18 protein-coding genes are annotated in these 20,584 nt (G+C 47.2%); 8 read left to right on the forward strand and 10 right to left on the reverse strand.

Features of this window, described 5'->3' with window-relative positions; genetic code table 11:
* Window positions 1-32: 32 nt before the first annotated feature.
* From HMPREF2700_RS02060 to HMPREF2700_RS02070, 3 genes are all read left to right on the forward strand, one after another.
* Complete coding sequence (locus tag HMPREF2700_RS02060) at window positions 33-2,291, forward strand: dynamin family protein (protein ID WP_070589635.1); 2,259 nt, start codon at window positions 33-35, stop codon at window positions 2,289-2,291.
* A gap of 52 nt (window positions 2,292-2,343) precedes the next feature.
* Window positions 2,344-4,464: a dynamin family protein gene (locus HMPREF2700_RS02065; RefSeq protein WP_070589637.1), complete on the forward strand. Its 2,121-nt coding sequence runs from the start codon at window positions 2,344-2,346 to the stop codon at window positions 4,462-4,464.
* Between the two features lie 160 nt (window positions 4,465-4,624).
* Window positions 4,625-5,287 carry a HEPN domain-containing protein gene (locus HMPREF2700_RS02070; RefSeq protein ID WP_083303933.1) on the forward strand — a complete coding sequence of 221 codons (663 nt, stop codon included), beginning with the start codon at window positions 4,625-4,627 and terminating at the stop codon, window positions 5,285-5,287.
* A gap of 251 nt (window positions 5,288-5,538) precedes the next feature.
* Here HMPREF2700_RS02070 and HMPREF2700_RS02080 read toward each other — a convergent pair whose 3' ends face one another.
* The 4 genes from HMPREF2700_RS02080 to HMPREF2700_RS02095 all read right to left on the reverse strand — a co-directional run bounded on the left by HMPREF2700_RS02080 (window position 5,539) and on the right by HMPREF2700_RS02095 (window position 9,177).
* Window positions 5,539-7,329: an assimilatory sulfite reductase (NADPH) flavoprotein subunit gene (locus HMPREF2700_RS02080; RefSeq protein WP_070589643.1), complete on the reverse strand. Its 1,791-nt coding sequence runs from the start codon at window positions 7,327-7,329 to the stop codon at window positions 5,539-5,541.
* 190 nt (window positions 7,330-7,519) lie between these two features.
* Window positions 7,520-7,843, reverse strand: a complete 324-nt coding sequence (locus tag HMPREF2700_RS02085) for a DMT family transporter (protein ID WP_070589646.1) — start codon at window positions 7,841-7,843, stop codon at window positions 7,520-7,522.
* A 27-nt stretch (window positions 7,844-7,870) separates the two neighbouring features.
* Window positions 7,871-8,740 (reverse strand): ABC transporter six-transmembrane domain-containing protein, encoded by an 870-nt coding sequence (locus HMPREF2700_RS02090; RefSeq protein WP_070589648.1) that lies wholly within the window; start codon window positions 8,738-8,740, stop codon window positions 7,871-7,873.
* 11 nt (window positions 8,741-8,751) lie between these two features.
* On the reverse strand, window positions 8,752-9,177 hold the full coding sequence (locus HMPREF2700_RS02095) for a MarR family winged helix-turn-helix transcriptional regulator (protein ID WP_070589650.1): 426 nt from the start codon (window positions 9,175-9,177) through the stop codon (window positions 8,752-8,754).
* A gap of 182 nt (window positions 9,178-9,359) precedes the next feature.
* Between HMPREF2700_RS02095 and yddG the strand changes: the two genes are divergently transcribed.
* Together yddG and HMPREF2700_RS02105 are read left to right on the forward strand one after the other, a co-directional pair.
* Complete coding sequence (yddG, locus tag HMPREF2700_RS02100) at window positions 9,360-10,274, forward strand: aromatic amino acid DMT transporter YddG (protein WP_070589651.1); 915 nt, start codon at window positions 9,360-9,362, stop codon at window positions 10,272-10,274.
* 129 nt (window positions 10,275-10,403) lie between these two features.
* Window positions 10,404-11,714 carry a sulfate adenylyltransferase subunit 1 gene (locus HMPREF2700_RS02105; RefSeq protein ID WP_070589654.1) on the forward strand — a complete coding sequence of 437 codons (1,311 nt, stop codon included), beginning with the start codon at window positions 10,404-10,406 and terminating at the stop codon, window positions 11,712-11,714.
* Between the two features lie 72 nt (window positions 11,715-11,786).
* On the opposite strand, the gene glyA is transcribed toward HMPREF2700_RS02105, so the two are convergent.
* Together glyA and HMPREF2700_RS02115 are read right to left on the reverse strand one after the other, a co-directional pair.
* Entirely contained in the window at window positions 11,787-13,037 is a 1,251-nt protein-coding gene (glyA, locus tag HMPREF2700_RS02110; protein ID WP_070589656.1) for a serine hydroxymethyltransferase, read from the reverse strand.
* 133 nt (window positions 13,038-13,170) lie between these two features.
* Entirely contained in the window at window positions 13,171-13,542 is a 372-nt protein-coding gene (locus HMPREF2700_RS02115) for a hypothetical protein (protein ID WP_070589658.1), read from the reverse strand.
* A gap of 221 nt (window positions 13,543-13,763) precedes the next feature.
* Here HMPREF2700_RS02115 and HMPREF2700_RS02120 point away from each other — a divergent pair, with 221 nt between their 5' ends.
* Entirely contained in the window at window positions 13,764-13,982 is a 219-nt protein-coding gene (locus HMPREF2700_RS02120) for an HP1242/YdcH family protein (protein WP_049328987.1), read from the forward strand.
* A 231-nt stretch (window positions 13,983-14,213) separates the two neighbouring features.
* Window positions 14,214-16,448, forward strand: coding sequence for a FepA family TonB-dependent siderophore receptor (locus HMPREF2700_RS02125; protein ID WP_070589660.1), 2,235 nt, complete (start codon window positions 14,214-14,216; stop codon window positions 16,446-16,448).
* Between the two features lie 180 nt (window positions 16,449-16,628).
* Here the strand turns inward: HMPREF2700_RS02125 and HMPREF2700_RS02130 are convergent, their stop codons facing one another.
* The 4 genes from HMPREF2700_RS02130 to HMPREF2700_RS11775 all read right to left on the reverse strand — a co-directional run bounded on the left by HMPREF2700_RS02130 (window position 16,629) and on the right by HMPREF2700_RS11775 (window position 19,562).
* Window positions 16,629-17,291: an NAD(P)H-dependent oxidoreductase gene (locus HMPREF2700_RS02130; RefSeq protein ID WP_070589663.1), complete on the reverse strand. Its 663-nt coding sequence runs from the start codon at window positions 17,289-17,291 to the stop codon at window positions 16,629-16,631.
* Between the two features lie 245 nt (window positions 17,292-17,536).
* Window positions 17,537-18,934, reverse strand: coding sequence for an aspartate ammonia-lyase (aspA, locus tag HMPREF2700_RS02135; RefSeq protein WP_070585608.1), 1,398 nt, complete (start codon window positions 18,932-18,934; stop codon window positions 17,537-17,539).
* A gap of 89 nt (window positions 18,935-19,023) precedes the next feature.
* A complete protein-coding gene (locus HMPREF2700_RS02140; RefSeq protein WP_003685538.1) occupies window positions 19,024-19,224 on the reverse strand; it encodes a hypothetical protein in 201 nt (66 codons plus the stop codon).
* Between the two features lie 191 nt (window positions 19,225-19,415).
* The gene (locus HMPREF2700_RS11775) at window positions 19,416-19,562 is read right to left on the reverse strand and encodes a hypothetical protein (RefSeq protein ID WP_003685706.1); all 147 of its coding nucleotides are present in this window, start codon (window positions 19,560-19,562) and stop codon (window positions 19,416-19,418) included.
* A 297-nt stretch (window positions 19,563-19,859) separates the two neighbouring features.
* Between HMPREF2700_RS11775 and HMPREF2700_RS02145 the strand changes: the two genes are divergently transcribed.
* A complete protein-coding gene (locus HMPREF2700_RS02145) occupies window positions 19,860-20,552 on the forward strand; it encodes a VIT1/CCC1 transporter family protein (RefSeq protein WP_070589665.1) in 693 nt (230 codons plus the stop codon).
* Window positions 20,553-20,584: the final 32 nt, after the last annotated feature.

The following is a 20,584-nucleotide window of genomic DNA, read 5'->3' on the forward strand; positions in this document are numbered from 1 at the left end:
TAGATATTTCCAAAAATATTAAGGATCTATTCATGGATATCATCCAGTTAAACAACCAAATTGAAGAATTCGTAAATAAAAATAATTTCAGTCATGATGCCTTGGCATTGAAGCAGGAGCATGCAATTCAGAAAAGCGAAGAGTGGCAGAGAGTTTTAGATAGCTTTGCAGAACAAGGCCGTGTGTTGCGTATCGGTATTATCGGGCGTGTGAAGGCAGGGAAAAGCTCCATGCTCAATGCCTTGCTTTTCAATGGTAATGATATTTTGCCTAAAGCCGCCACACCGATGACAGCCGCGCTGACCATTATGGAATACAGTGAAAATGTCAGCGCAGAAGTAGACTTTTTTACCCAACAAGACATTGATGAAATTAAAGTCAAATATGATTTATTCCAAAAAGCGTTAGATAGCAAAGTTAAAGAAAAAGAGCTGGAAAATGCTGAGAGAATTAAGAGAAAAAAAGGTGTTAATTCTTTATCGGCGGAAGAGCAGCAAGAATGCCGCAATAAAGCCAAATCTCAAGCCGAACGGGAGATGAAGGATGATCCGTCTTTTGCTTCATATGATCAATATTGCCGTATTAAAGAATCAGGCAAATCATTAAGTGATTTGGAGCAATACCGTACGATTTCAGCGGGTAGTGTGGAAGAGCTGATGAATGGCGTATTGAACCAATTTGTTGGGTCAAGCGGTGCATTCATGCCGTTTACCAAGTCCGTTACATTGCATATTCCGGAAAAAGGTTTGCAGGGCCTGCAAATCATTGATACCCCGGGAATTAATGACCCTGTGACATCTCGTGGCGAACGCACCGAGCAATTACTGCAAGACTGCGACGTCGTATTGATTGTTTCTCCTTCGGGCCAATTCCTCAGCAGCGAGGATACTGATTTGATGCATCGGGTAACGACCAAAGAGGGGACGCAGCAAGCTTATCTTATCGCCAGTCAGGTGGATAACCAATTGTTTGGCAGTGAAAGTCAAGGCTTGAGCGATCCTATTCATGTTTTGGAACGTATTTCTGACAATTTGACCAAGCATGCGCGTAATGTTTTGGCCAAACAAGTCCAAGAATATCCGTCAATGAAAGTGGCTGCGGACAAGTTGAGCAAAAACAACGTAATTTGCTCTTCAAGCGTGGCGTTTTCACTGCAACAGCGTTTTGATGAACAACATACTTGGGATGCCAATTTGCAACACGTATGGCGCAATTTGAATCAAAAATTCCCTGATGTTTTCAGTCATGAAGAATTGGCTAAAAATGCATTAAACCAATTGGCCAATATTCATCAGATACATCAAATAGTGAGTGAAGTAACTGCCAATAAAGAACAAATTTTGGCGCAACGGCGCATTGATTTTGAAAATGGCAAACGTACCGCATTACAAGGCTATTTAAAAGCATGGGCCGAGCGCATCAATGAGCAGATTCATCAGATTCAGCATGCCGATGTGGACGAATTGCGTAAGCAAGAAGCCGAACTCAAAAAGCAGCAAGCCACAATCGATGCAAATGTGGGCGGCGTGTATGATGATTTGATTTCGGATATCAAACTGAATTTGAGCAAACAATTAAAAGACAAATTGAAAAGTGAAATGCGCCGTTTTGACAGTGTTTCTGATGATGCTCAGGGGTCGGAAACCGAATACGAAGAGTATCAAGTTAAAGAAAAGCGTGGTGGGTTGGGTACTCTTTTAGATATTTTTGATGGTGGAAAAACTGTCACTAAAACGCGTTCTCATTCCTACACGACGGTAAAAGCCAAACCGATTCGTCGCGCAATTGAAGAAATCCGTTCTAATTTGGAAGATGAATTGGGCCATTTGTCCGAAAACTATTCACAGGCTTGGAAAAAGAAAATCTACAGCCAAGTCGTCAGCGCGTTGAGAGAGGCAATGGGTGACGGAGAGTTGGATGTCAATATTATTGCCCGTGCGGTAAAAAATGTTTTGGCGCGTATTCCTGAGGCTTCATTTAAATTAGAAGACGATATACCTAAAAGCCTGAAAAAGACAGGTAAGTTAATAGGTTATGAGGCAGAATCATTTATTGATGATGCAGAAGATTATATTTCTAATCTTAAAGACGTGGTTAATAAAGATATTTCTGCCTATATGACAACTTTGGTAAGCAACCTTAAAAAAATTGACTTGGCGAAAGAGTTGACCGCAGATCTGGAAAATAACCTGAAACAACTGCTGAGTGAAATTGAAAATAAAGAAGCGAGCTTATTTAATTATCAAGGTATTCAGAAAGAGTTGGCAGGCTTGATGCAGTCCGCCGCTTAATCAAAATCAATCAGGCCGTCTGAAAAATTCAGACGGCCTGCAAGGAATAAATATGCCTCATCATTCAGTAGATAAATTGAAAGAATGGATCAGTCCGAGTATTCCTTTGGGCTTGATGTTTGGTAAGAAACAACAAGCCTTGGAAATTCTTGAACAAATCAAACAGCAACTTAAGAGCATAGACATCATGCAAGAACAATTGAATCGGGCAGAGCAAGAGCTGCCTGAATTGAAAAAACAGCTTGAGCAGGCACAACAAAAATTAGAGCAATTACAGAAAAATTTGTCGGAAAGCGAATTGCGTCAGACTTTGATTGCAGATCTTTTATCGGCCAATAATCTGAATCCCGGTGTTCGAGAGTATTTTTGTCTTTTGAAAGGAGATTTTTTAGAGTTTGCCAATCAGGAAGACTCCTTGAAAGATGAGGCGGCGGCATTTTTAGAATTGCAGGCAATTGGTGATGAATTAAAAGTCATTGGCGCTTACCCGGAATTTTACAAAAAACGCTCGATTGCCATTGCCGGAGGTTTCAGCGCCGGTAAATCCGAATTTATCAGCAGTTTGTTTGAGGATCCCAATATCCGCCTGCCCATCGGCATCGAACCGACTACTGCCATTCCGACTTATGCCTTAAACGGTCAGGAAAACGGCGTGATCGGTTGCAGTCAGAACGGTGGTGTGATTGATTTGCTGAAGATCGATCCTGATTTTCAACAAAAATTGTCTCATAATTTTATCCGGTCATTTGGTTTCAACCTTAAAACCATCATGCCTTTTGTGTTTATGACTACACCGATGAAGTTTGAGCATTTGTGCTTTATCGATACGCCGGGATACAACCCGTCTGATGTGGCAGACGGACATACCGCGGAAGATGTAAAAACGGCGCAAGAGTTTGTCCAAAATTCCGAGGCTTTGTTGTGGCTAATTGGTTTGGATTCCAACGGTACGATTTCAAAAAGCGATTTGGACTTTTTAGATCATGCAGGACAATACAGCCAAAAACCGCTCTATATCGTTCTAAATAAAGCAGATTTGCGCCCATATGACCAGCTTGAAGAAATTATGGCAGAAATTGCCGATACTTTGGACGATTACGATATCGAAATTGCCGGTATTTCTGCATACAGTTCTATTACGAAAGAAGAGTATCTGTATCACAAACAGTCGCTGCATGCTTTTCTTGCCAGCCTGGATCAGCCGTCTGAAAAACAAACCTTGCTTATGCAAAGATTGTTTGTCGTGGATGAAAAATATCAACGTGCTATTTTGCGTACCATCAAAGAAAACAAGCAAATCAATGCGACTTTAAGCGGCTTCAAATTGGATTTGTTAGAAAACGGCTTTGATGACCTGAGTTCGGATTTGTATGAAAAACTCAGTAAAATGAATTCTATCTTTACCATCAAGCAAAAAGAAGAACATCTGAAACAATTGGAAACGGTCACAATGAAAATTGTGGCGGCAATTGAGCAGGTGTTTGGTCAGCCAAGCAAGGTTAAACGTAAAAATTGGACGCAGGATGAAATCGAGCTGGATGAAAAATTTGTTCGGTTAACCCAAAAGGAGCAAATGCCCGATGAATTGATGGATGACCAGCCTTCAAATGAGAAGGAAACATATTCAACAGAATTAAGTGCTAGATTTTGGGGGTATTGGGGAAATAGGCTAGTAGGTAGTAATTCTAAAATAGAATTAACTGTAGGTATGCTTTTGATTGATAATAAAGAAACCTTTACATTTGATGAATGGGAGGATGTTTATAATAATCACTTTAAACATGTTCATCAAAATTGCACCTGTGATGATGCTTTGAATGCACTTTGTGAAGCTGGAATAATCCGTTGTATTGATGATGGAAGTAAGAAAAATGAATTTGGTTTTGGAAATATGTTAGCTATGGTATTGGGAGGAAGTAATCCAATTAAAACATACCAATTTGTTTTACCGGATAAAGAAATTTTTAATCAGTTTTTGCAACGGCACAATAATATTAATCTGTCGGATGAACAACTTGAGGCAATAAAAGCTTTGATAGAATCACAGCACTATTTTGATTTTGAGGATTGGACAGAGCACTATAAGGGGGAACATGCTGCTTTAGCATTAGGTAGATTGGTTAAGGCGGGAGCTGTTAAAAAAGAAAAGAATGATTATTATTCATTTGTTTAATTGATGGCCTGGGCCGTCTGAATATTCAGACGGCCTCAGTAAGTGCAATATATTATTTTTAAAAAATATTATGAAGGGTGTATTATGATTTGCTTCATTCCATTGCAGGATATTTCGTGCATATGAAGTGAATTGATCGATACGCTAAAAGGGAATGGCAATGAATTTATCTGGAATCAAGACATATTATCAAGACCATAAAAATACTTACTCGGAACACTTCCGCTTGCGTATCCACCGCTCTTTGAGCTGGCTGGAAAAGGCGGAGGAAAGATGGTCGGTACAGGATTGGGATTTTGCCTTCCAGTCTATGTGGATTGCGTTTAATGCGGCTTATGCTTATGAGCTGGACGGACGAACCATGCCTGCAGATCGAAACAAATTTCAGACTTTTTTAAATAAGGTCTGTGCGCTGGATACGGATAAGCAGATTTATGCTTTGGTGTGGAAGGAATTTTCGGGTGCGATTCGATCTTTATTGGGCAATCGCTATGTGTTTCAGGAATTTTGGGATTTCCATAACGGCTATATTTCCGAAGCCGCTTATTTGGAATGCTTTGAAAAAGAGCGGCGTAAAGTAAATGCGGCTTTGGCCGCGCAGGATACGGCAACGGTCTTGTTTGTGTTGTTTGACAGGCTTTACACTTTGCGTAATCAGATGGTGCATGGCGGTGCGACTTATAATAGTAGCGCCAATCGCGAACAATTAAAGGATGCCTGTAAGATTTTGGGCAGCATCCTGCCGGTAATGCTGTCGATTATTCAGAAAAATGCCGATAAGGATTGGGGCAAGCCGTTTTATCCGTTTGTAAAGGAGGATTGATATGGCAGTTAAACCCCACCAAGATGTTTATTGGACTTGTCTGTCTTGCGGTTGGCAGCGTGAGGCATCTAAGGGATCGGATATGTTGTTGCCCAAGCCTGGACAATGTGGCAAATGCGGAAGTCAAAATTTGGAGCTAAAACAAGGTAATATGTTGTCAGGCTTATTTAAGATGTTTTCGGGAAAACGATAAAGATTAAAAGGCCGTCTGAAATTCAGCTTTCAGACGGCCTTTATTTTTGTTTATCCAATCAATAAACGTCGCGTTGGTAGCGTTTCTCTTCGCGCAGTTCGTTGAGGTGGTCTTCAGCATCGTCGCGGCTGAGTTTGCCTTGGGTTTCGATGACTTCGATCAGGGCGTTTTCGACATCACGTGCCATGCGTGCGGCGTCGCCGCAGACGTAGATGTGTGCGCCTTGTTGCAGCCAGCTCCAAACTTCGGCGGCGCGTTCGGCGATTTTGTGTTGGACGTAGACTTTGTGTTCGCCTTGGCGACTCCATGCGAGATCGGCGCGGGTGAGGAGGCCGTCTTTACGCCATTCGCTCCATTCGAGTTGGTAGAGGAAGTCGTCGGCCAGGCGTTGGTTGCCGAAGAAGAGCCAGTTTTTGCCGCTGTCGCCATTGGCTGCGCGTTGTTGCATGAAGGAGCGGAAGGGGGCGACACCTGTGCCTGCGCCGATCATGATGATGGGGGTGTCGCCGTTTTGGGGCAGGCGGAAGTTGGGGTTGGGTTCGACAAAGACGCGGACTTCGCTGCCTTCTTCAAGGCGTTCGCCCAAGTAGCCGGATGCTGCGCCGGTGTAGGTGTGGTCATGGTGGTCGAAACGGACGACGCCTACGGTAAGGTGGACTTCTTCGCCGACTTCGCCTTGTGCGGAGGCGATGGAGTAAAGGCGCGGGGTTTGTGGGCGGAAGAGGCTGTATAGGGTTTGTGCGTCCAGTGGGTGTGGATGGGCGGCAAATACGCCGACGGGCGGTGTGGCAGCGAGGTAGGCGTCCAGTTGGGCTTTATCTGCGGCTATGGTTTTGAGTTCTTCGTTGTTTGATAATTCGGCGTATTGTTGGACGAAGGCGGGTGTGTTTTGGGTAATGTCTGCGGATTCGGTCAGGGCTGTGCGGATGTCGGTTTCGCGGCCGTCTGAAAGTTGGACGGTTTCGTTGCCGTTCAGTTGGTTGAGGTCGAGGATTTCTTGAACGAGGTCGCTGGCATTAAGCGGCCATACGCCGAGCGCGTCGCCTGCCTGATAATGCAGACCTGAGCCGCTGAGGTCAATTTCAATGTGTTCGACGTCTTTTTCCGCGTCGCGCGAGGTGATTTTTTGGCGCACGGATAGGGTGGCTGTGTAGGGGTTTTCTTTGGTGTACACAGTGCCGCTACTTGGTGTTGCTGAGCCGTTTGCTGCGGCGGTTGGATTTGGGCTTGTTGCTTGGGCGGTTAATTCGGCTACTTTGGGTACGACGGCGGCAATCCATGCATCGGCATCGGCTTGGAATTCTAAGTCGCAAATGCCCAAGTCGTTCAGACGGCCTGCGCCTAGTTCGGCAAATTTGGCATCAAAGTCTTTGCCTGCTTGGCAGAAGTTGGGATAGGAGGAGTCGCCAAGGCCCAAGACGGCAAAGGTCAATTTGCTGAGATCGGGTTTTTTTTTGCCGTAGATGAATTTGTATAGGGGCAGGGCTTCTTCGGGCGGTTCGCCTTCGCCTTGGGTGGAGGTAACCAAAAGGACGATGTCTTCGTCGGGCAGGGTTTTGCTTTTAAAATCGCCTGCGCTGCTGAGGTGAGCTTCTACGCCGGCGGCTTGAAGTTTGGCGTGTAAGGATTCGGCAACGCTGCGGGCATTACCGGTTTGTGAGGCGGAGAGGATTAATACGCGGCGGCTGATGGTCGAGGCGCTTGTTTGCAGGGTAGATGGTTCGGCTGCTACACCGGATATGCCTTGGCTTTGCGCCCAGCAATAGCCGGAAAGCCAGGCAAGTTGGGTGGGGGATAGGGCGGAGAGTTGGGTGGAGAGTTCGGGTGGAAGCGGATTGGCTTGGCTCATTTGGATTCCTTTGTTGGACGGCTATAACCGATTGTTTGAATAATGGACAGTCGCCACTTTAAACAGGCCGTCTGAAAAAAGGAAAGAATGCTTGGTTTTAATTTAAGATGATTTCGTTATATTCGGGAAAGTATTAGGCCGTCTGAGCATGCTTGTTCAGACGGCCTTGGATTGGATAGAAACGAGATTTTCAGTTTCCGCTGGAGAGTTTCATCACTATGACACCTGAGATAATGAGAAATGCACCGAGCCAGCGGCCGAAGTTGGCGGCATCGTTGAAAAATACAACGCCTACCAAAAACGCTCCTGCCGCGCCTATGCCTGTCCAGACGGCGTAGGCTGTACCCATTGGAATACTTTTTTGGGCAAGGTAAAGGAAGTATCCGCTGCCGACAATACACGCAAGCGCGGCGGCAAAGCCATGCCAGCGGTAGCCTTCCTGTTGTGCCAGCTTTAAGCCCAATGGCCAGCCGATTTCCAGCATACCGGCTAAGATTAAATAAAACCAACTCATAATATGTCCTGATAGTGTGTTAAGGTTTCAGACGGCCTTGGAAAAATTGTTTTCTTCCGAGAGTTCAACGCGTTGTCCGATATCTTTTAGATTGGAGTATTGTTCGACCAAGCGCGGTACATCGTCCAAGCTCATTGCAAACATCCATAAATAAGTGCTGACGGAATAGATATGGCCGGCGCTGCCATAGCCTTTAAGCGTCATGTGTATAAAGGCGAAGCCGAACAATACGCTCATCGCCATGCCGATACTGAGATAGCCTAAGGCTTCTCGGTTGGAAATCAGCACGCGTAGTTTGGCAACCCAGCCATAGTGGCGGTAGAGCTGATGCTCGTTGCCGTCGCGGATAAGGTGGTTGTCGCGTTCAAGCCGGTTGTTTAAACGGAAATATAGGTTTTCGCTGATGGCGGCAAAACGCGGCAGCAACCATAAAAACAGGGCAAGTATCGCGACAGCCAATACGCCCACCCAAAATTCCAATATCAGCAACATCATACATGCACCGAAGATGGAGACCAGCGAAGTAGCAGCGATGGGCAGGTGTTCTTCAAAAAAACTGACAAACTCACGCGATAGGGCAACGCGTGCGGTAATGGCGGAATGCGGTACTTCTCGTTTGCGCTGTTCCAAAACGACCGGGACGGCGATTTCGGTATAGATTTGGGTAAACGTACGCGTATCGGCTGCTCGGCGGGCGGCACCGATTATCCACATTAATAAAACCACCACACCATACAACATTGCCTGCCAGACGTTGCCTTCCATAACGGCATTAATCGCCCAGCCGCCAAACACGGGATATACCAGCAAGAGCAGATTATCCAAGCCGACGAGAGAGAAGGTTGTGATGAGTTTGTGGCGGTGTGTTTGACCGATGTGTTTCAACATTTTCCACATGGCTGCCCTCCTTATTTAGTATTGAGGGTTTGCGCCATTAATTCGGCCAACGCGTCCAAATCGGCAAACAGTCGGGCTGCACGTTTTTCACCGAAGGCGGTAAAAATTTGTTTGCTGAATTTCTGCATGTTTTGCACCAATGGTGCGGCGGATTCCTTGCCTTGTTCGGTCAGCGACAATAAGCGTTCGCGTTTGTCTTGTTCGCTTTCGTGAAATGTCAGCAAGCCTTGTTCCGCCAGCGTTTTGCATGTGCCGGAAACGGTTTGCTTGGGCAGGCTCCATTCTTCGCCTATGTATTTTTGAGTGCGGCTGCCTTCGGTGGCCAAGGTGTAGAGAACGGCGAAGGTATTGTAGTTGGTGTTTTGCTGTTTAATCCATTGGTCGAATGCGCTGTCTATGTGGCTGATGCGCATACCGAGTTGGTCGAGCTGATTCATAAATTGGTCTCGATATTGACTAATTGGATGCGGATTATAGTCATATTTAAGACTAATTACAAATAGAGGGCCGTCTGAAACAATCATTTTCAGACGGCCTTGAAACCGTTAAAATAATTAATGTAGAAACGATATATTCAGACTACGATAAACCTAATAAAACCATCTTCAACACATACGCCATGATTCATTTCTTATCTCAAAATATTTCATCCAAACAAGCCACTGCCATCGGGCTGCTTGCCGTTGCCTTGTGGAGCTTCGTCATTTCTCTGATACGCTCTTTGAGCCTGCATATGGGGGCAGTGGGCGGCGCGGCAATGATGTACACCTTGTCCACCGTATTGATTTGGCTGATTTTCGGTCGGCCGCATTTGCGCAATTACAACCGCAGCTATCTGTTTTGGGCGAGCGTGTTTTTTGTCGGCTGCGAATTGTGTTTGTCGTTGTCGGTTGGCTTTGCGAAAAACGCGAGACAGGCGGTGGAAATCGGCATGGTGAATTATTTGTGGCCGACGTTTACCATCGTCGGGGCGGTATATTTCAACAAACAGCCGTCAAAATGGTGGATAGTCATCGGCTTTGTGCTGTCGTTTTTGGGGATTGCCACCGTACTGGGCGGCGATGTCGGCTTGTCGGTTTCTGGTATTTACCACAATGTCCGCACCAATCCCGGCGGCTATATCATGGCATTTGTAGATGCCGTGCTTTGGGCGGCATATTGTACGCTGACGGCGCGCGTGAAAGCAGAGGGCAGCAGCGTCGGCTTCTTCTTTGCGCTGGTGTCGATACTGTTGTGGATCGAATACTTTCTCAGCGGAGCGAATACGTTGAATTTTGATACTGTATCGCTCGGCTATGCCGTTGCCGCTGCAGCTTGTATGGGGCTGGGCTATGCGGTGTGGAATATCGGTATTTCGCGCGGCAACCTGACTGTATTGGCAGGCGCATCTTATTTCATTCCAGTGTTGTCTGCGGTGGTGTCATCGTTTGTGATTAGCGCGCCTTTGTCCATGACGTTTTGGCAGGGTGCGGGCATGGTGTGCTTAGGGTCGATTGTGTGTTGGTTGGCGACACGGAGAAAACGGATGGCGTGAGGCAATATCCCATAGCTTTGCGATATAACGAAAACAGCTTTTTTAACAACCAAACATTCTTTCCCATTTTCAGACGGCCTGTTTAAAGTAGCAGTCAGTTTGAGAAATCACGAGAAATGGGAAAGAATCATGACCGCAGCTTCCGCTCCGCTTTTACGCTTCATCACCGCCGGCAGTGTCGATGACGGCAAATCCACGCTCATCGGCCGCCTGCTCTACGACAGCAAAACCTTGCTGACCGACCAAATTGACAAACTTAACCGTGCTGCCGAAAACGGCGAAACACCTGATTTTGCCAGTCTGACAGACGGCCTTGCCGCTGAGCGCGAACAAGGCATTACCATTGACGTCGCCTACCGTTATTTCGCCACGCCCAAACGCAAACTCATCATTGCCGATACGCCGGGACATGAGCAATACACGCGTAATATGGTTACCGGCGCATCGACTGCCGATGCCGCCATTATTTTGGTTGATGCCACACGCGTTGATTTTTCAGGCAGTGAACCTGTCCTCCTGCCGCAAACCAAACGCCACAGCGCGATTCTGAAACTCTTGGGCTGCCCCAACATCATTGTCGCCGTCAACAAACTCGACCTGCTCGACTTTGACGAAACCAAATATCAGGCCATTACCGAGGCCTACCGCAAACTGGCGGAACAAATCGGCCTCAAAGCACAAATCCACTTCCTGCCCATCAGCGCCTTAAAAGGCGACAATATCGTCAATGCCAGCAGCCAAACCCCGTGGTATCAAGGTTTGCCGCTTTTACCTTTGCTTGAAAGCCTGCCCGTCAACCGTCAAAATGCCGCCGACCAAGCCACGCACTTTCCTGTACAACGCGTGGCGCGCCAAGACGGCAGCAGCAGCGATGACTTCCGCGGTTATCAAGGCAGATTGGAAGCGGGTCGTCTGAAAGTGGGCGATGAAGTCAAAGTTTTACCCAGCGGCCATGTTGCCAAAGTTGCCGAAATCTATAACGCCAACGGTAAAACCGAATCTGCCGAGGCAGGGGAAGTGTTGACTGTTGTTTTGGATACAGACATCGATATTTCACGCGGCAACAGCATTGTTTCAGCCGACAGCGCCATTGTTCCCGAACAACAATTTCAAGCCGCGCTTTGCTGGTTTGACGATATTCCGCTCAATCTGCGCCGTAAATATTTGCTGAAGCACACTACCCAAACCACGCCGGTAAAAATCAGCGAAATTGCCTACGTTTGGGACGTGAACACTCTCAGCCGGGTCGAATCCGCCGAAACGCTCAAGCTCAACGATATTGGCAGTGTCAGCTTTAAAACCCAACAGCCGCTTGCCGCTGCCGCATATGAAGACAACCATGCCCAAGGCGCGTTTATTTTAATTGACGAAGCCACCAACCATACTGTCGCGGCAGGCATGATACGCAAAGTCAGCGAAACAAACAGTTTTGAAATTTAAAAGAAAAGTTGAAATAAAAAAAGGCCGTCTGAACATTCAGACGGCCTAATATTTTATCCAAGTCGGAAATGCTTATGCGCCGTAAACCGGATATTTATTGCACAAAGCAGTCACTTGTTCGCGGACTTTGGCGAGGTTGGCTTCGTCTTCAGGATTGGCCAATACGTCGGCAACCAAGTTTGCCAATACGCGCGCGTCGGCTTCGTTAAAGCCGCGTGTGGTCATGGCGGCGGAGCCGATGCGGATGCCGGAGGTAACGAATGGTTTTTCCGGATCATTCGGGATGGCGTTTTTGTTGACGGTGATGTGAGCTTTGCCCAAAGCGGCTTCGGCGGCTTTACCGGTGATTTTCATCGGTTGCAGGTCAACGAGGAAAACGTGGCTTTCGGTACGGCCGGATACAATGCGCAAACCGCGTTTAACCAACTCTTCCGCCATGGCGGCAGCATTGATTTTCACTTGTTTTGCGTATTCTTTGAACTCAGGTTGCAACGCTTCTTTAAACGCTACGGCTTTGGCAGCGATAACGTGCATCAATGGGCCGCCTTGCAGGCTTGGGAAGATGGCAGAGTTCAGCGCTTTTTCATGCGTATTGTCACGGCACAAAATCACACCGCCGCGAGGGCCGCGCAGGGTTTTATGGGTGGTGGTGGTTACGAAGTCGCAGAATGGCACCGGGTTAGGATATTCGCCGCCGGCAATCAGGCCGGCATAGTGCGCCATGTCGACAAAGAGGTATGCGCCGACTTTATCGGCGATTTCGCGGAATTTTGCCCAGTCGATTTGCAACGCGTAGGCAGATGCACCGGCCACAATCATTTTGGGTTTGTGTTCAAGAGCCAAGCGTTCTACTTCGGCATAATCGAGAACTTCGTTTTCATCCAAACCATAAGTAATGGCGTTGTAGAGTTTGCCGGAGATGTTAACGCTTGCGCCGTGGGTCAAGTGGCCGCCGTGTGCCAGAGACATACCCAAAATAGTGTCACCCGGTTTCAAAACAGAAGCGTACACGGCTTGGTTGGCTTGGGAGCCGGAGTGCGGTTGGACATTGACATATTCTGCGCCAAACAACTCTTTAGCGCGGTCAATCGCCAATTGTTCGACAATATCAACGTATTCGCAGCCACCGTAGTAGCGTTTGCCAGGATAGCCTTCAGCATATTTGTTGGTCAATTGCGAACCTTGGGCTTCCATAACGGCACAGCTGACGTAGTTTTCAGAGGCGATCAGCTCGACGTGGTCTTGCTGGCGTTGGTCTTCTTGGGCAATGGCTGCTGCCAAATCTGGGTCATATTGTGCGAGGGTAACGCTTTTTGAAAACATGTTCTCGATTCCTTTGTGATGGGCTGAAAATATAGGATGGAGTGCTGCGAATTGGTTCAAGATGAACTATTTTTCTTGCATTGTCAACAATTGTGCCGGGTGTTTGGTTTCAGACGGCCTAAGATTGAAGGGTTTATTTGAAAATATCATCTTGTTTTAAATGAAAATCCATTTTTTCCAGAAGCGCGGCTAAATCGGCTTCGGCTTGGGCGGCTTTAAGATTTTTTGCCAGTTCTACCAAGGCTATCGCATTTAATCGTTCTTTCTCCAGCCGTAGGGCTTCTTCGCTGAAGATTTTGATATTATCTGCCGATTCGACATCTATTTTTTCAAATGGATAAAACGATTCTTCGTGTACGGCCAAACCGTCGGGCAGGGGCGCGGCATGGTTGAAATCGCCATCATTGACCGGCATCCATGAAGGATGGTTTTCAAGCAGGATAAATTGTCCGTCCATGCCGTTGATATGACGGAATAGGGTGGTTCGGCCATTGTGTAAACGCATAGGCCCGATTGTATGCCCAAGTCGGCAAGCCGTCTATAACGCCGTTTCTTTCTATTTTGGCGCTAACTTATGTTGATATTATTAATTTTGATGTAAAACAGTTTCGTCTTAAAAAAGACTGGATAAAACGCCCGTGTTTGTTATAATGAAGCTAAAGATTGATTCGTCCTAGTTTTTGACAGCAGTACTTTTTTATTTAATTAACAAGAGAGGAAAACAAAATGTTTCCAGAATATCGCGATTTGATTTCTAAACTGAAACAAGAGGATGCACACTTTGCCCGTTTGTTTGACGAGCACAATGAGCTGGACGATAAAATCACCGGTTTGGTTAACAATCCTGTTACCAGCGGTGCCGAAGAGATTGAAGAGCTGAAAAAAGCCAAACTCAAACTCAAAGACGAATTGTATGCTATTCTGCAAAAAGCAGCAGGCAAATAATTAAAAATTGAATAAGGCCGTCTGAACGGTATGATAGAAATCTCGGATTTCGTTTCATGCCGGTTCAGACGGCCTTTTTAGTTGTTTGGTATTTTGTTATTTCTATTAGCACAATTTAACTTTTAATTGTAAATCACTCTTAATTGCATTGAAAACCCTGTTAAGTTTATTTAAAATCCAAAATAATTTTCATTTTAATTTTAAACAAACAAAACCAAGAGAAACAATGCAATGAAAACATTCACACTCGCCATTTTGCCTTTGGCGTTAATTAGTGCATTCTCACACGCAGCTGAAGAGAAAGCCGTTGAGCAGGCTGAAGTCGATACCGTTTACGTTACTGCCGAGAAGCAGTTGCAACAGTCGCTCGGCGTATCGCGTATTTCTAAAGACGACATCGACAAACGCCCTGTAGCCAATGATATTTCCGAATTTGTCCGTACTATGCCGGGTGTCAACCTGACCGGTAATACGGCAACAGGTCAGCGTGGCAACAAACGCCAAATCGACTTGCGCGGTATGGGTCCTGAAAACACTTTGATTTTGATTGACGGCAAGCCGGTTAATTCACGCCAGTCCGAGCGTATCAGTATGCGCGGTGAACGCAATACGCGTGGCGACAGCAACTGGGTGCCGGTTGAAGAAATCGAATCCATTACCGTCTTGCGCGGTCCGGCGGCAACACGTTACGGCTCCGGCGCGATGGGCGGCGTGGTCAATATTGTCACCAAAAAAGTGTCTAAAGAATTTAAAGGCCAAGTCAATCTGTATGCCAATCAGCCGCAAGACAGTAAAGAGGGCGCAACCCGCCGTATCGGCTTTAATTTGAGCGGTCCGATCATTCAAGATACTTTGGGCTTCCGCATTTACGGCAATCTGAATAAAACGGATGCAGATGCGGCTGATATCAATGCAGGACGTAGTGGAAAGTTGGTTACGGCTGGTGTTGAAGGCGTACGCAATAAAGACATTGCAGGCCGTCTGCAATGGAAAATCAGCCCTGCGCAAACATTGATTTTAGACAGCAGCTACAGTCGTCAGAGCAATATCTACAATGGCGATACGCAAAACAGTAATCCACCATCCAAAACATTGGCATTGTATGACGGCCTAGTCAATTCCAAAGCCGAAACTGCCCGCCTTTACCGTTCTGCTTTCTCGCTTACCCACGATGGAGCATGGGAATGGGGTGACACAAAAAATATTATCAGCTACGAACATACAGTCAACAGCCATCTGCCCGAGGGTTTGGCCGGTGGACCGGAAGGCAGTTATACAGGTCTGGATTTTGTTCAAAGCCGTCTGAAAAACCTGCGTTTCAGCAGCGAAGCCAATATTCCGTTCCAACTCGGCGTAGACAACGTCCTAACAGTCGGCGCGGAATTTACCGACAGTAAACTGGACGACCCCGCTTCCAACTCGCAAAGTCTGACAGATATTATTCCCGGTCGTTCTGGTCAACCGCCACGCAAGGTTGTCAACACCTTCCCCGGCGTATCGGAACATCGTGGCGGTAAAACTTCCCAACGCAACTGGGCAGCTTACGTTGAAGATAATATTTCGTTGACCGACAAAACCCACCTGATTCCGGCCATCCGTTTCGACCACAACAGTGCCAGCGGCAGCAATTGGAGTCCGGCTTTGAACTTCTCGCATCAAATCGGCGAAAACTGGTTGGTCAAAGGCGGTATTGCCCGTGCGTATAAAGCGCCAAATCTGTATCAGAGCAATCCCGAATTTCTTTTATATACACGGGGTCTTGGCTGTCCGTTGGTGGCGGGTGGACGCAGCCTGAGCTGCTACTACATGGGTAATGCCAATCTGAAGCCTGAAACCAGTCTGAACAAAGAAATTGGTGTCGAATTTACTCGCAACGGCTGGCAGGCTTCCGCTACCTATTTTCATAATGCCTACCGTAATAAAATTGTCATTGGGGAGCGTGCACTTGCTGTCAACAACAATGGCAACTGGTTGCTTGAATGGACAAATACACCTAAAGCAACCATCGAAGGTATAGAAGGTAACCTTGTATTGCCTCTGCATGACACGCTGAAATGGAGCAATAATTTTACCTATATGCGTAAATCAGTTGATGCAAAAGGCAATCCCTTATCATTGATTCCTAAATATACAATCAACAGCACATTAGCCTGGATGCCAAACGAACGTGTTGATGCTAACTTGACCTTCACGCATTACGGTCGTACTAAACCACGTAGCGTTGCCATAAATGACGTCGAGCTGAACGGACAAGGCAATATTGCCAAGCTGGCCGATAGTCAAGCTCAAGTCGGCTCTTACGGCATTTGGGGTATCAATGCCGGCTACAACTGGAACAAACGCGTGGCCGTCCGTGGCGGTGTCAGCAACCTGTTCAATAAAAAACTGTACCGCACTGGTAACGGCGCACAAACTTACAATGAGCATGGCCGTGCCTTCTACGGCAGTTTGAAAGTATCGTTTTAAGTAGAAGCGTATTAAATCAGGCCGTCTGAAACGATGTGAAATGAAATCTAAGATTTCTGACACATGGTTTCAGACGGCCTTTTTATTTGGATTTTTAGCAGTCTTTGTTGTTACGGAATTTGCTTCTCTTTTAGAAAAAAGTAAAAGGGCGGCATGGTCCGCCCTGAAAATCCAAACTGCTTATTCGACCCAAGTTACCATTTCTTCAATCGGTTTGCGTGCTTTTTGGGTGATTTCTTTGGCACGATAGCCGAATGTTGCCGCTACGGATACGCCCCATTCGTTGGCATCAAACAGGCCTTCTGCTGCCAATACTTCGTTCATTTTGTCGTAGTTGAAGCCTTCGATTGGGCAGGAATCGATGCCGATGGCGGCTGCGCCTGTGAGCATATTGGCCAAAGCAATATAGGTCTGCTTGCCGCTCCAGTCAAAGAGTGCGCGTTGGTCGTCGGCAATTTTAATGTCGGTTTCTTGGAAACTTTTGTATCTTGCCAATGCTTTTTCCAGCTGCTCTCCTTGCAGGCCCCTGCGTTCGGCAACGCTGCGGAAGAACGGGGTATCGTAACGGGCATTTTTCTTGGCAAGGATAATCACCAGATGGCTGCAGTCGTCCAGTTGGGATTGCATCCCCCAGCTGAAAGGCTTGATTTTCTCACGCAGGGCTTTGTTTTGAATCACCAAGAATTTCCATGGCTCGGAGCCGACAGAGCTGGGCGAGAGGCGGGCAAATTCTAAAATCGCTGCAAAATCTTCTTGGCTGATTTTTTTGTTGGGATCGTAACAACGGGTAGAGCAGCGATTTTCGAATACTTGCAGCATTTGTTCGCGTGTAATTTGATTCATCTGGTTTTCCTAATAAATGAAGATGTTATTCCAATATCCGGTTCCTTTTGAGGCATCATTACCGGCATAACCTTAAGGAAGAAACAGGCTGGGGCAACACCATGTTAAATCAAACCTGACGGTCAGGCTATCTTTAAATTCTGAATTTCGCAAAAAAAATTCAATAAATATCAATATCAATACGAAAAGGCCGTCTGAAACTTTAAACGTTAAAGTTTCAGACGGCCTTTGATTTCAAATACTGATTACAGATGAGGATTCATCAGGTTTTCTGGAGAGAGGATGCGGTTGAGTTCTTCTTCGCTCAACAGACCGCGCTCCAGTACGACTTCGCGTACGCCTTTGCCGGTTTGGGCGCAGATTTTGCCGACCAAGTCGCCATTGCGGTGGCCGATGTATGGGTTCAGATAAGTGACCAAACCGATGGAGTTGAAGACGTAGTGTTCGCAGATTTCGCGGTTGACCGTAATGCCTTTGACGCATTTGTCGGACAGGTTGACCGCGGCGTTGCCCAAGAGGGAAATGGTTTCAAACATACATTGGGCGATGACCGGCTCCATAACGTTCAGCTGCAACTGACCTGCTTCGGCTGCGAAAGTGATGGTGGTGTCGTTGCCGATGACTTTGAAGCAGACTTGGTTGACGACTTCAGGAATCACGGGATTGACTTTGGCAGGCATGATGGAAGAACCGGCCTGCAATTCAGGCAGGTTGATTTCTTTCAAACCGGCGCGCGGACCGGAAGAGAGCAGGCGCAAGTCGTTACAGATTTTGGACAGTTTGACGGCTGTGCGTTTCAATGCGCCGTGTACCATCACATATGCGCCGCAGTCGGAGGTCGCTTCGATCAGGTTTTCAGTCAGTTTGCAAGGCAGGCCGCTGACTTCGGAGAGTTTCTCAACGACCAAAGCCGCATAGCCTTTAGGCGTATTCACGCCCGTACCGATGGCGGTGGCGCCGAGGTTGACTTCAAGCAGCAGGGAGCGGGTGCGGTCGAGGTTGAGGATTTCTTCTTCCAACAACACTTGGAAAGATTGGAATTCTTGGCCGGCAGTCATCGGCACGGCATCTTGAAGCTGGGTGCGGCCCATTTTCAAAACGTCTTTAAATTCTTCGGCTTTGGCGGCAAAGGCGTTTTTCAGGACGGCCAGTTTGTCGAGCAATTCGCCGATGCTGTAATACACGGCAAGGCGGAAGCCGGTAGGGTAGGCGTCGTTGGTGGATTGGCTGGCGTTGACATGGTCCATTGGATTAACGATGTCGTAGTGGCCTTTTTCGTGACCCAAGACTTCCAATGCGAGGTTGGCAATGACTTCGTTGGTGTTCATGTTGACCGAAGTACCGGCGCCGCCTTGATAAACGTCGGACGGGAATTGGTCGAGGCAGCGGCCTTTGACCAATACTTCATCGCAGGCTTTTTCGATGGCGGCCGCGATTTCCGGCTTGATGGCACCCAATGCGCCGTTGGCTTGCGCAGTGGCTTTTTTAACCATGACCATGCTGCGGACAAATTGCGGTACGTCGGAAATTTTTTGTGTGGAAATTTTAAAGTTTTCAATGGCGCGCAAAGTATGGATGCCCCAATATACTTCAGCAGGGATCTCGCGGTCGCCCAATAAATCGTGTTCGATTCGTACAGTCATTTCTCTTACCTTCTCGTATAGTTGTGTTGGTGTGCATTATGCGTTTGGAACATTAGCCCAGTTCGGCAAGATTGTCCAGTCTATAAGGCTTAATCGTCAGGATGAAAGCGCGCCGCTTCGCGTTCCTTAGCAACCGTATCTTTGTCTTTCAGCTTCGCGCCCAGGCCCAACATTTTTTCGTATTCGGATTGCGGCGTGCCGTCTTCCTGCATACCGAACGCGCTGGCATTGACCCAGAGGGCGAGTAGGGAAACAATAATGGCGAAAAAGCCGACGATATACCAAAACATTTTTTTCTTCCTTGTGTGTCTGCGTGTGCAGATTGTTGTGGTTTGTAAAGATGTGAATGTAGCACAAACGCGGTTGGGTTTAAATTCTTCTCCTGCATCCTTTCATTGATTTACCTGTAAGTGTTTAGAAAGGAAAAGGCCGTCTGAAAAGTAAGACTTTTCAGACGGCCTCGGAGGCTTTGTCGGGAAGATTAGCCGCCGCATGCGCCGCAGCAACCGCCTTCGCTGTGACCGCCGCGTTTTTCTTCGTTGTTGATAACGGGCAGTTCGGTTTCTTCGGTTTGCTCTTTTTTATCTTCAGGCAAATCGTTTACTTTGATTTTGTTTTCTTCGGCCATGATACATCCTTTCAATGGATTGAGGAGTGGAAAGATTCATAAAGATAGCATCTTTAAGCGGATAAACCAAGCGGTACAAATCTACCTTGTGATAATGCCATGACTTGGAACAATAAATTTGCTTGTAAAAGCGTTCAGGCCGTCTGAAAATTCCAAAGAGGAGTGTTGGTTTTTATGGTTTGAAATGGCGGCAGAAAGATTTAAGAATGCTTGATCTGAAGGGATAAACTGACATTAATTTCAAAAAACAATACAATGTTATCATCATCTGGAAACAGCCAATTTATCGGAGCATATATGTATTCATACCACAGTGAACGCCATTTCAGCGACCGCAACAACTGGCTTCGGGCAAGCGTATTGGGTGCCAATGACGGCCTGATTTCCACTGCCTCGCTGTTGACGGGCGTAGCCGCAGCCGCGCCAGATTTCCAAACCCTGCTTTTGACGGGTGTTTCGGCGCTTATCGGGGGCGCGGTGTCAATGGCGGCGGGGGAGTATGTTTCCGTGTCCAGCCAATCGGATACGGAAAAAGCCGATTTGCACAAAGAACGCTACGAATTGGCAAATAATCCTGATGCAGAGTTGGAAGAGCTGACTGAAATTTACCGCCGTCGCGGTTTGTCCGACCCGCTTGCCGCAGAGGTGGCCAAAGCTTTGATGGAACACGATGCACTCGCCGCCCACGCGCGCGACGAAATCGGCATTACCGAAACCTCTGCCGCCCAACCCATGCAGGCCGCTCTTGCTTCTGCCGCTTCATTTTGTGCAGGCGCGATTTTGCCTTTACTGGTCGCATTGACGGCTTCTAGTGCCATTGTTCCGGCCTTGGCAGTTTCCACTTTATGCGGACTGGCCGGACTGGGCTATGTCTCCGCCAAACTCGGCGGCGCGCCTGTCGTTCCTGCCGTTTTGCGCGTGTGCCTGTGGGGCGTGGCGGCATTGGTGATAACCGGATTTATTGGAAAATTGGCGGGTGTGGCCGTCTGAATGTAAGGCCTTATATTCTTTTAAACCTGTAT

Source organism: Neisseria sp. HMSC068C04, assembly GCF_001810105.1.
GTDB lineage: Bacteria > Pseudomonadota > Gammaproteobacteria > Burkholderiales > Neisseriaceae > Neisseria > Neisseria flavescens_B.

Excerpts from the sequence above, each read along its gene's own strand:
- HMPREF2700_RS02060 (WP_070589635.1), top strand. The coding sequence starts at position 33 with ATGGATATCATCCAGTTAAACAACCAAATTGAAGAATTCGTAAATAAA.
- HMPREF2700_RS02065 (WP_070589637.1), top strand. The coding sequence starts at position 2,344 with ATGCCTCATCATTCAGTAGATAAATTGAAAGAATGGATCAGTCCGAGT.
- HMPREF2700_RS02070 (WP_083303933.1), top strand. The coding sequence starts at position 4,625 with ATGAATTTATCTGGAATCAAGACATATTATCAAGACCATAAAAATACT.
- HMPREF2700_RS02080 (WP_070589643.1), bottom strand. The coding sequence starts at position 7,329 with ATGAGCCAAGCCAATCCGCTTCCACCCGAACTCTCCACCCAACTCTCC.
- HMPREF2700_RS02085 (WP_070589646.1), bottom strand. The coding sequence starts at position 7,843 with ATGAGTTGGTTTTATTTAATCTTAGCCGGTATGCTGGAAATCGGCTGG.
- HMPREF2700_RS02090 (WP_070589648.1), bottom strand. The coding sequence starts at position 8,740 with ATGTGGAAAATGTTGAAACACATCGGTCAAACACACCGCCACAAACTC.
- HMPREF2700_RS02095 (WP_070589650.1), bottom strand. The coding sequence starts at position 9,177 with ATGAATCAGCTCGACCAACTCGGTATGCGCATCAGCCACATAGACAGC.
- yddG (WP_070589651.1), top strand. The coding sequence starts at position 9,360 with ATGATTCATTTCTTATCTCAAAATATTTCATCCAAACAAGCCACTGCC.
- HMPREF2700_RS02105 (WP_070589654.1), top strand. The coding sequence starts at position 10,404 with ATGACCGCAGCTTCCGCTCCGCTTTTACGCTTCATCACCGCCGGCAGT.
- glyA (WP_070589656.1), bottom strand. The coding sequence starts at position 13,037 with ATGTTTTCAAAAAGCGTTACCCTCGCACAATATGACCCAGATTTGGCA.
- HMPREF2700_RS02115 (WP_070589658.1), bottom strand. The coding sequence starts at position 13,542 with ATGCGTTTACACAATGGCCGAACCACCCTATTCCGTCATATCAACGGC.
- HMPREF2700_RS02120 (WP_049328987.1), top strand. The coding sequence starts at position 13,764 with ATGTTTCCAGAATATCGCGATTTGATTTCTAAACTGAAACAAGAGGAT.
- HMPREF2700_RS02125 (WP_070589660.1), top strand. The coding sequence starts at position 14,214 with ATGAAAACATTCACACTCGCCATTTTGCCTTTGGCGTTAATTAGTGCA.
- HMPREF2700_RS02130 (WP_070589663.1), bottom strand. The coding sequence starts at position 17,291 with ATGAATCAAATTACACGCGAACAAATGCTGCAAGTATTCGAAAATCGC.
- aspA (WP_070585608.1), bottom strand. The coding sequence starts at position 18,934 with ATGACTGTACGAATCGAACACGATTTATTGGGCGACCGCGAGATCCCT.
- HMPREF2700_RS02140 (WP_003685538.1), bottom strand. The coding sequence starts at position 19,224 with ATGTTTTGGTATATCGTCGGCTTTTTCGCCATTATTGTTTCCCTACTC.
- HMPREF2700_RS11775 (WP_003685706.1), bottom strand. The coding sequence starts at position 19,562 with ATGGCCGAAGAAAACAAAATCAAAGTAAACGATTTGCCTGAAGATAAA.
- HMPREF2700_RS02145 (WP_070589665.1), top strand. The coding sequence starts at position 19,860 with ATGTATTCATACCACAGTGAACGCCATTTCAGCGACCGCAACAACTGG.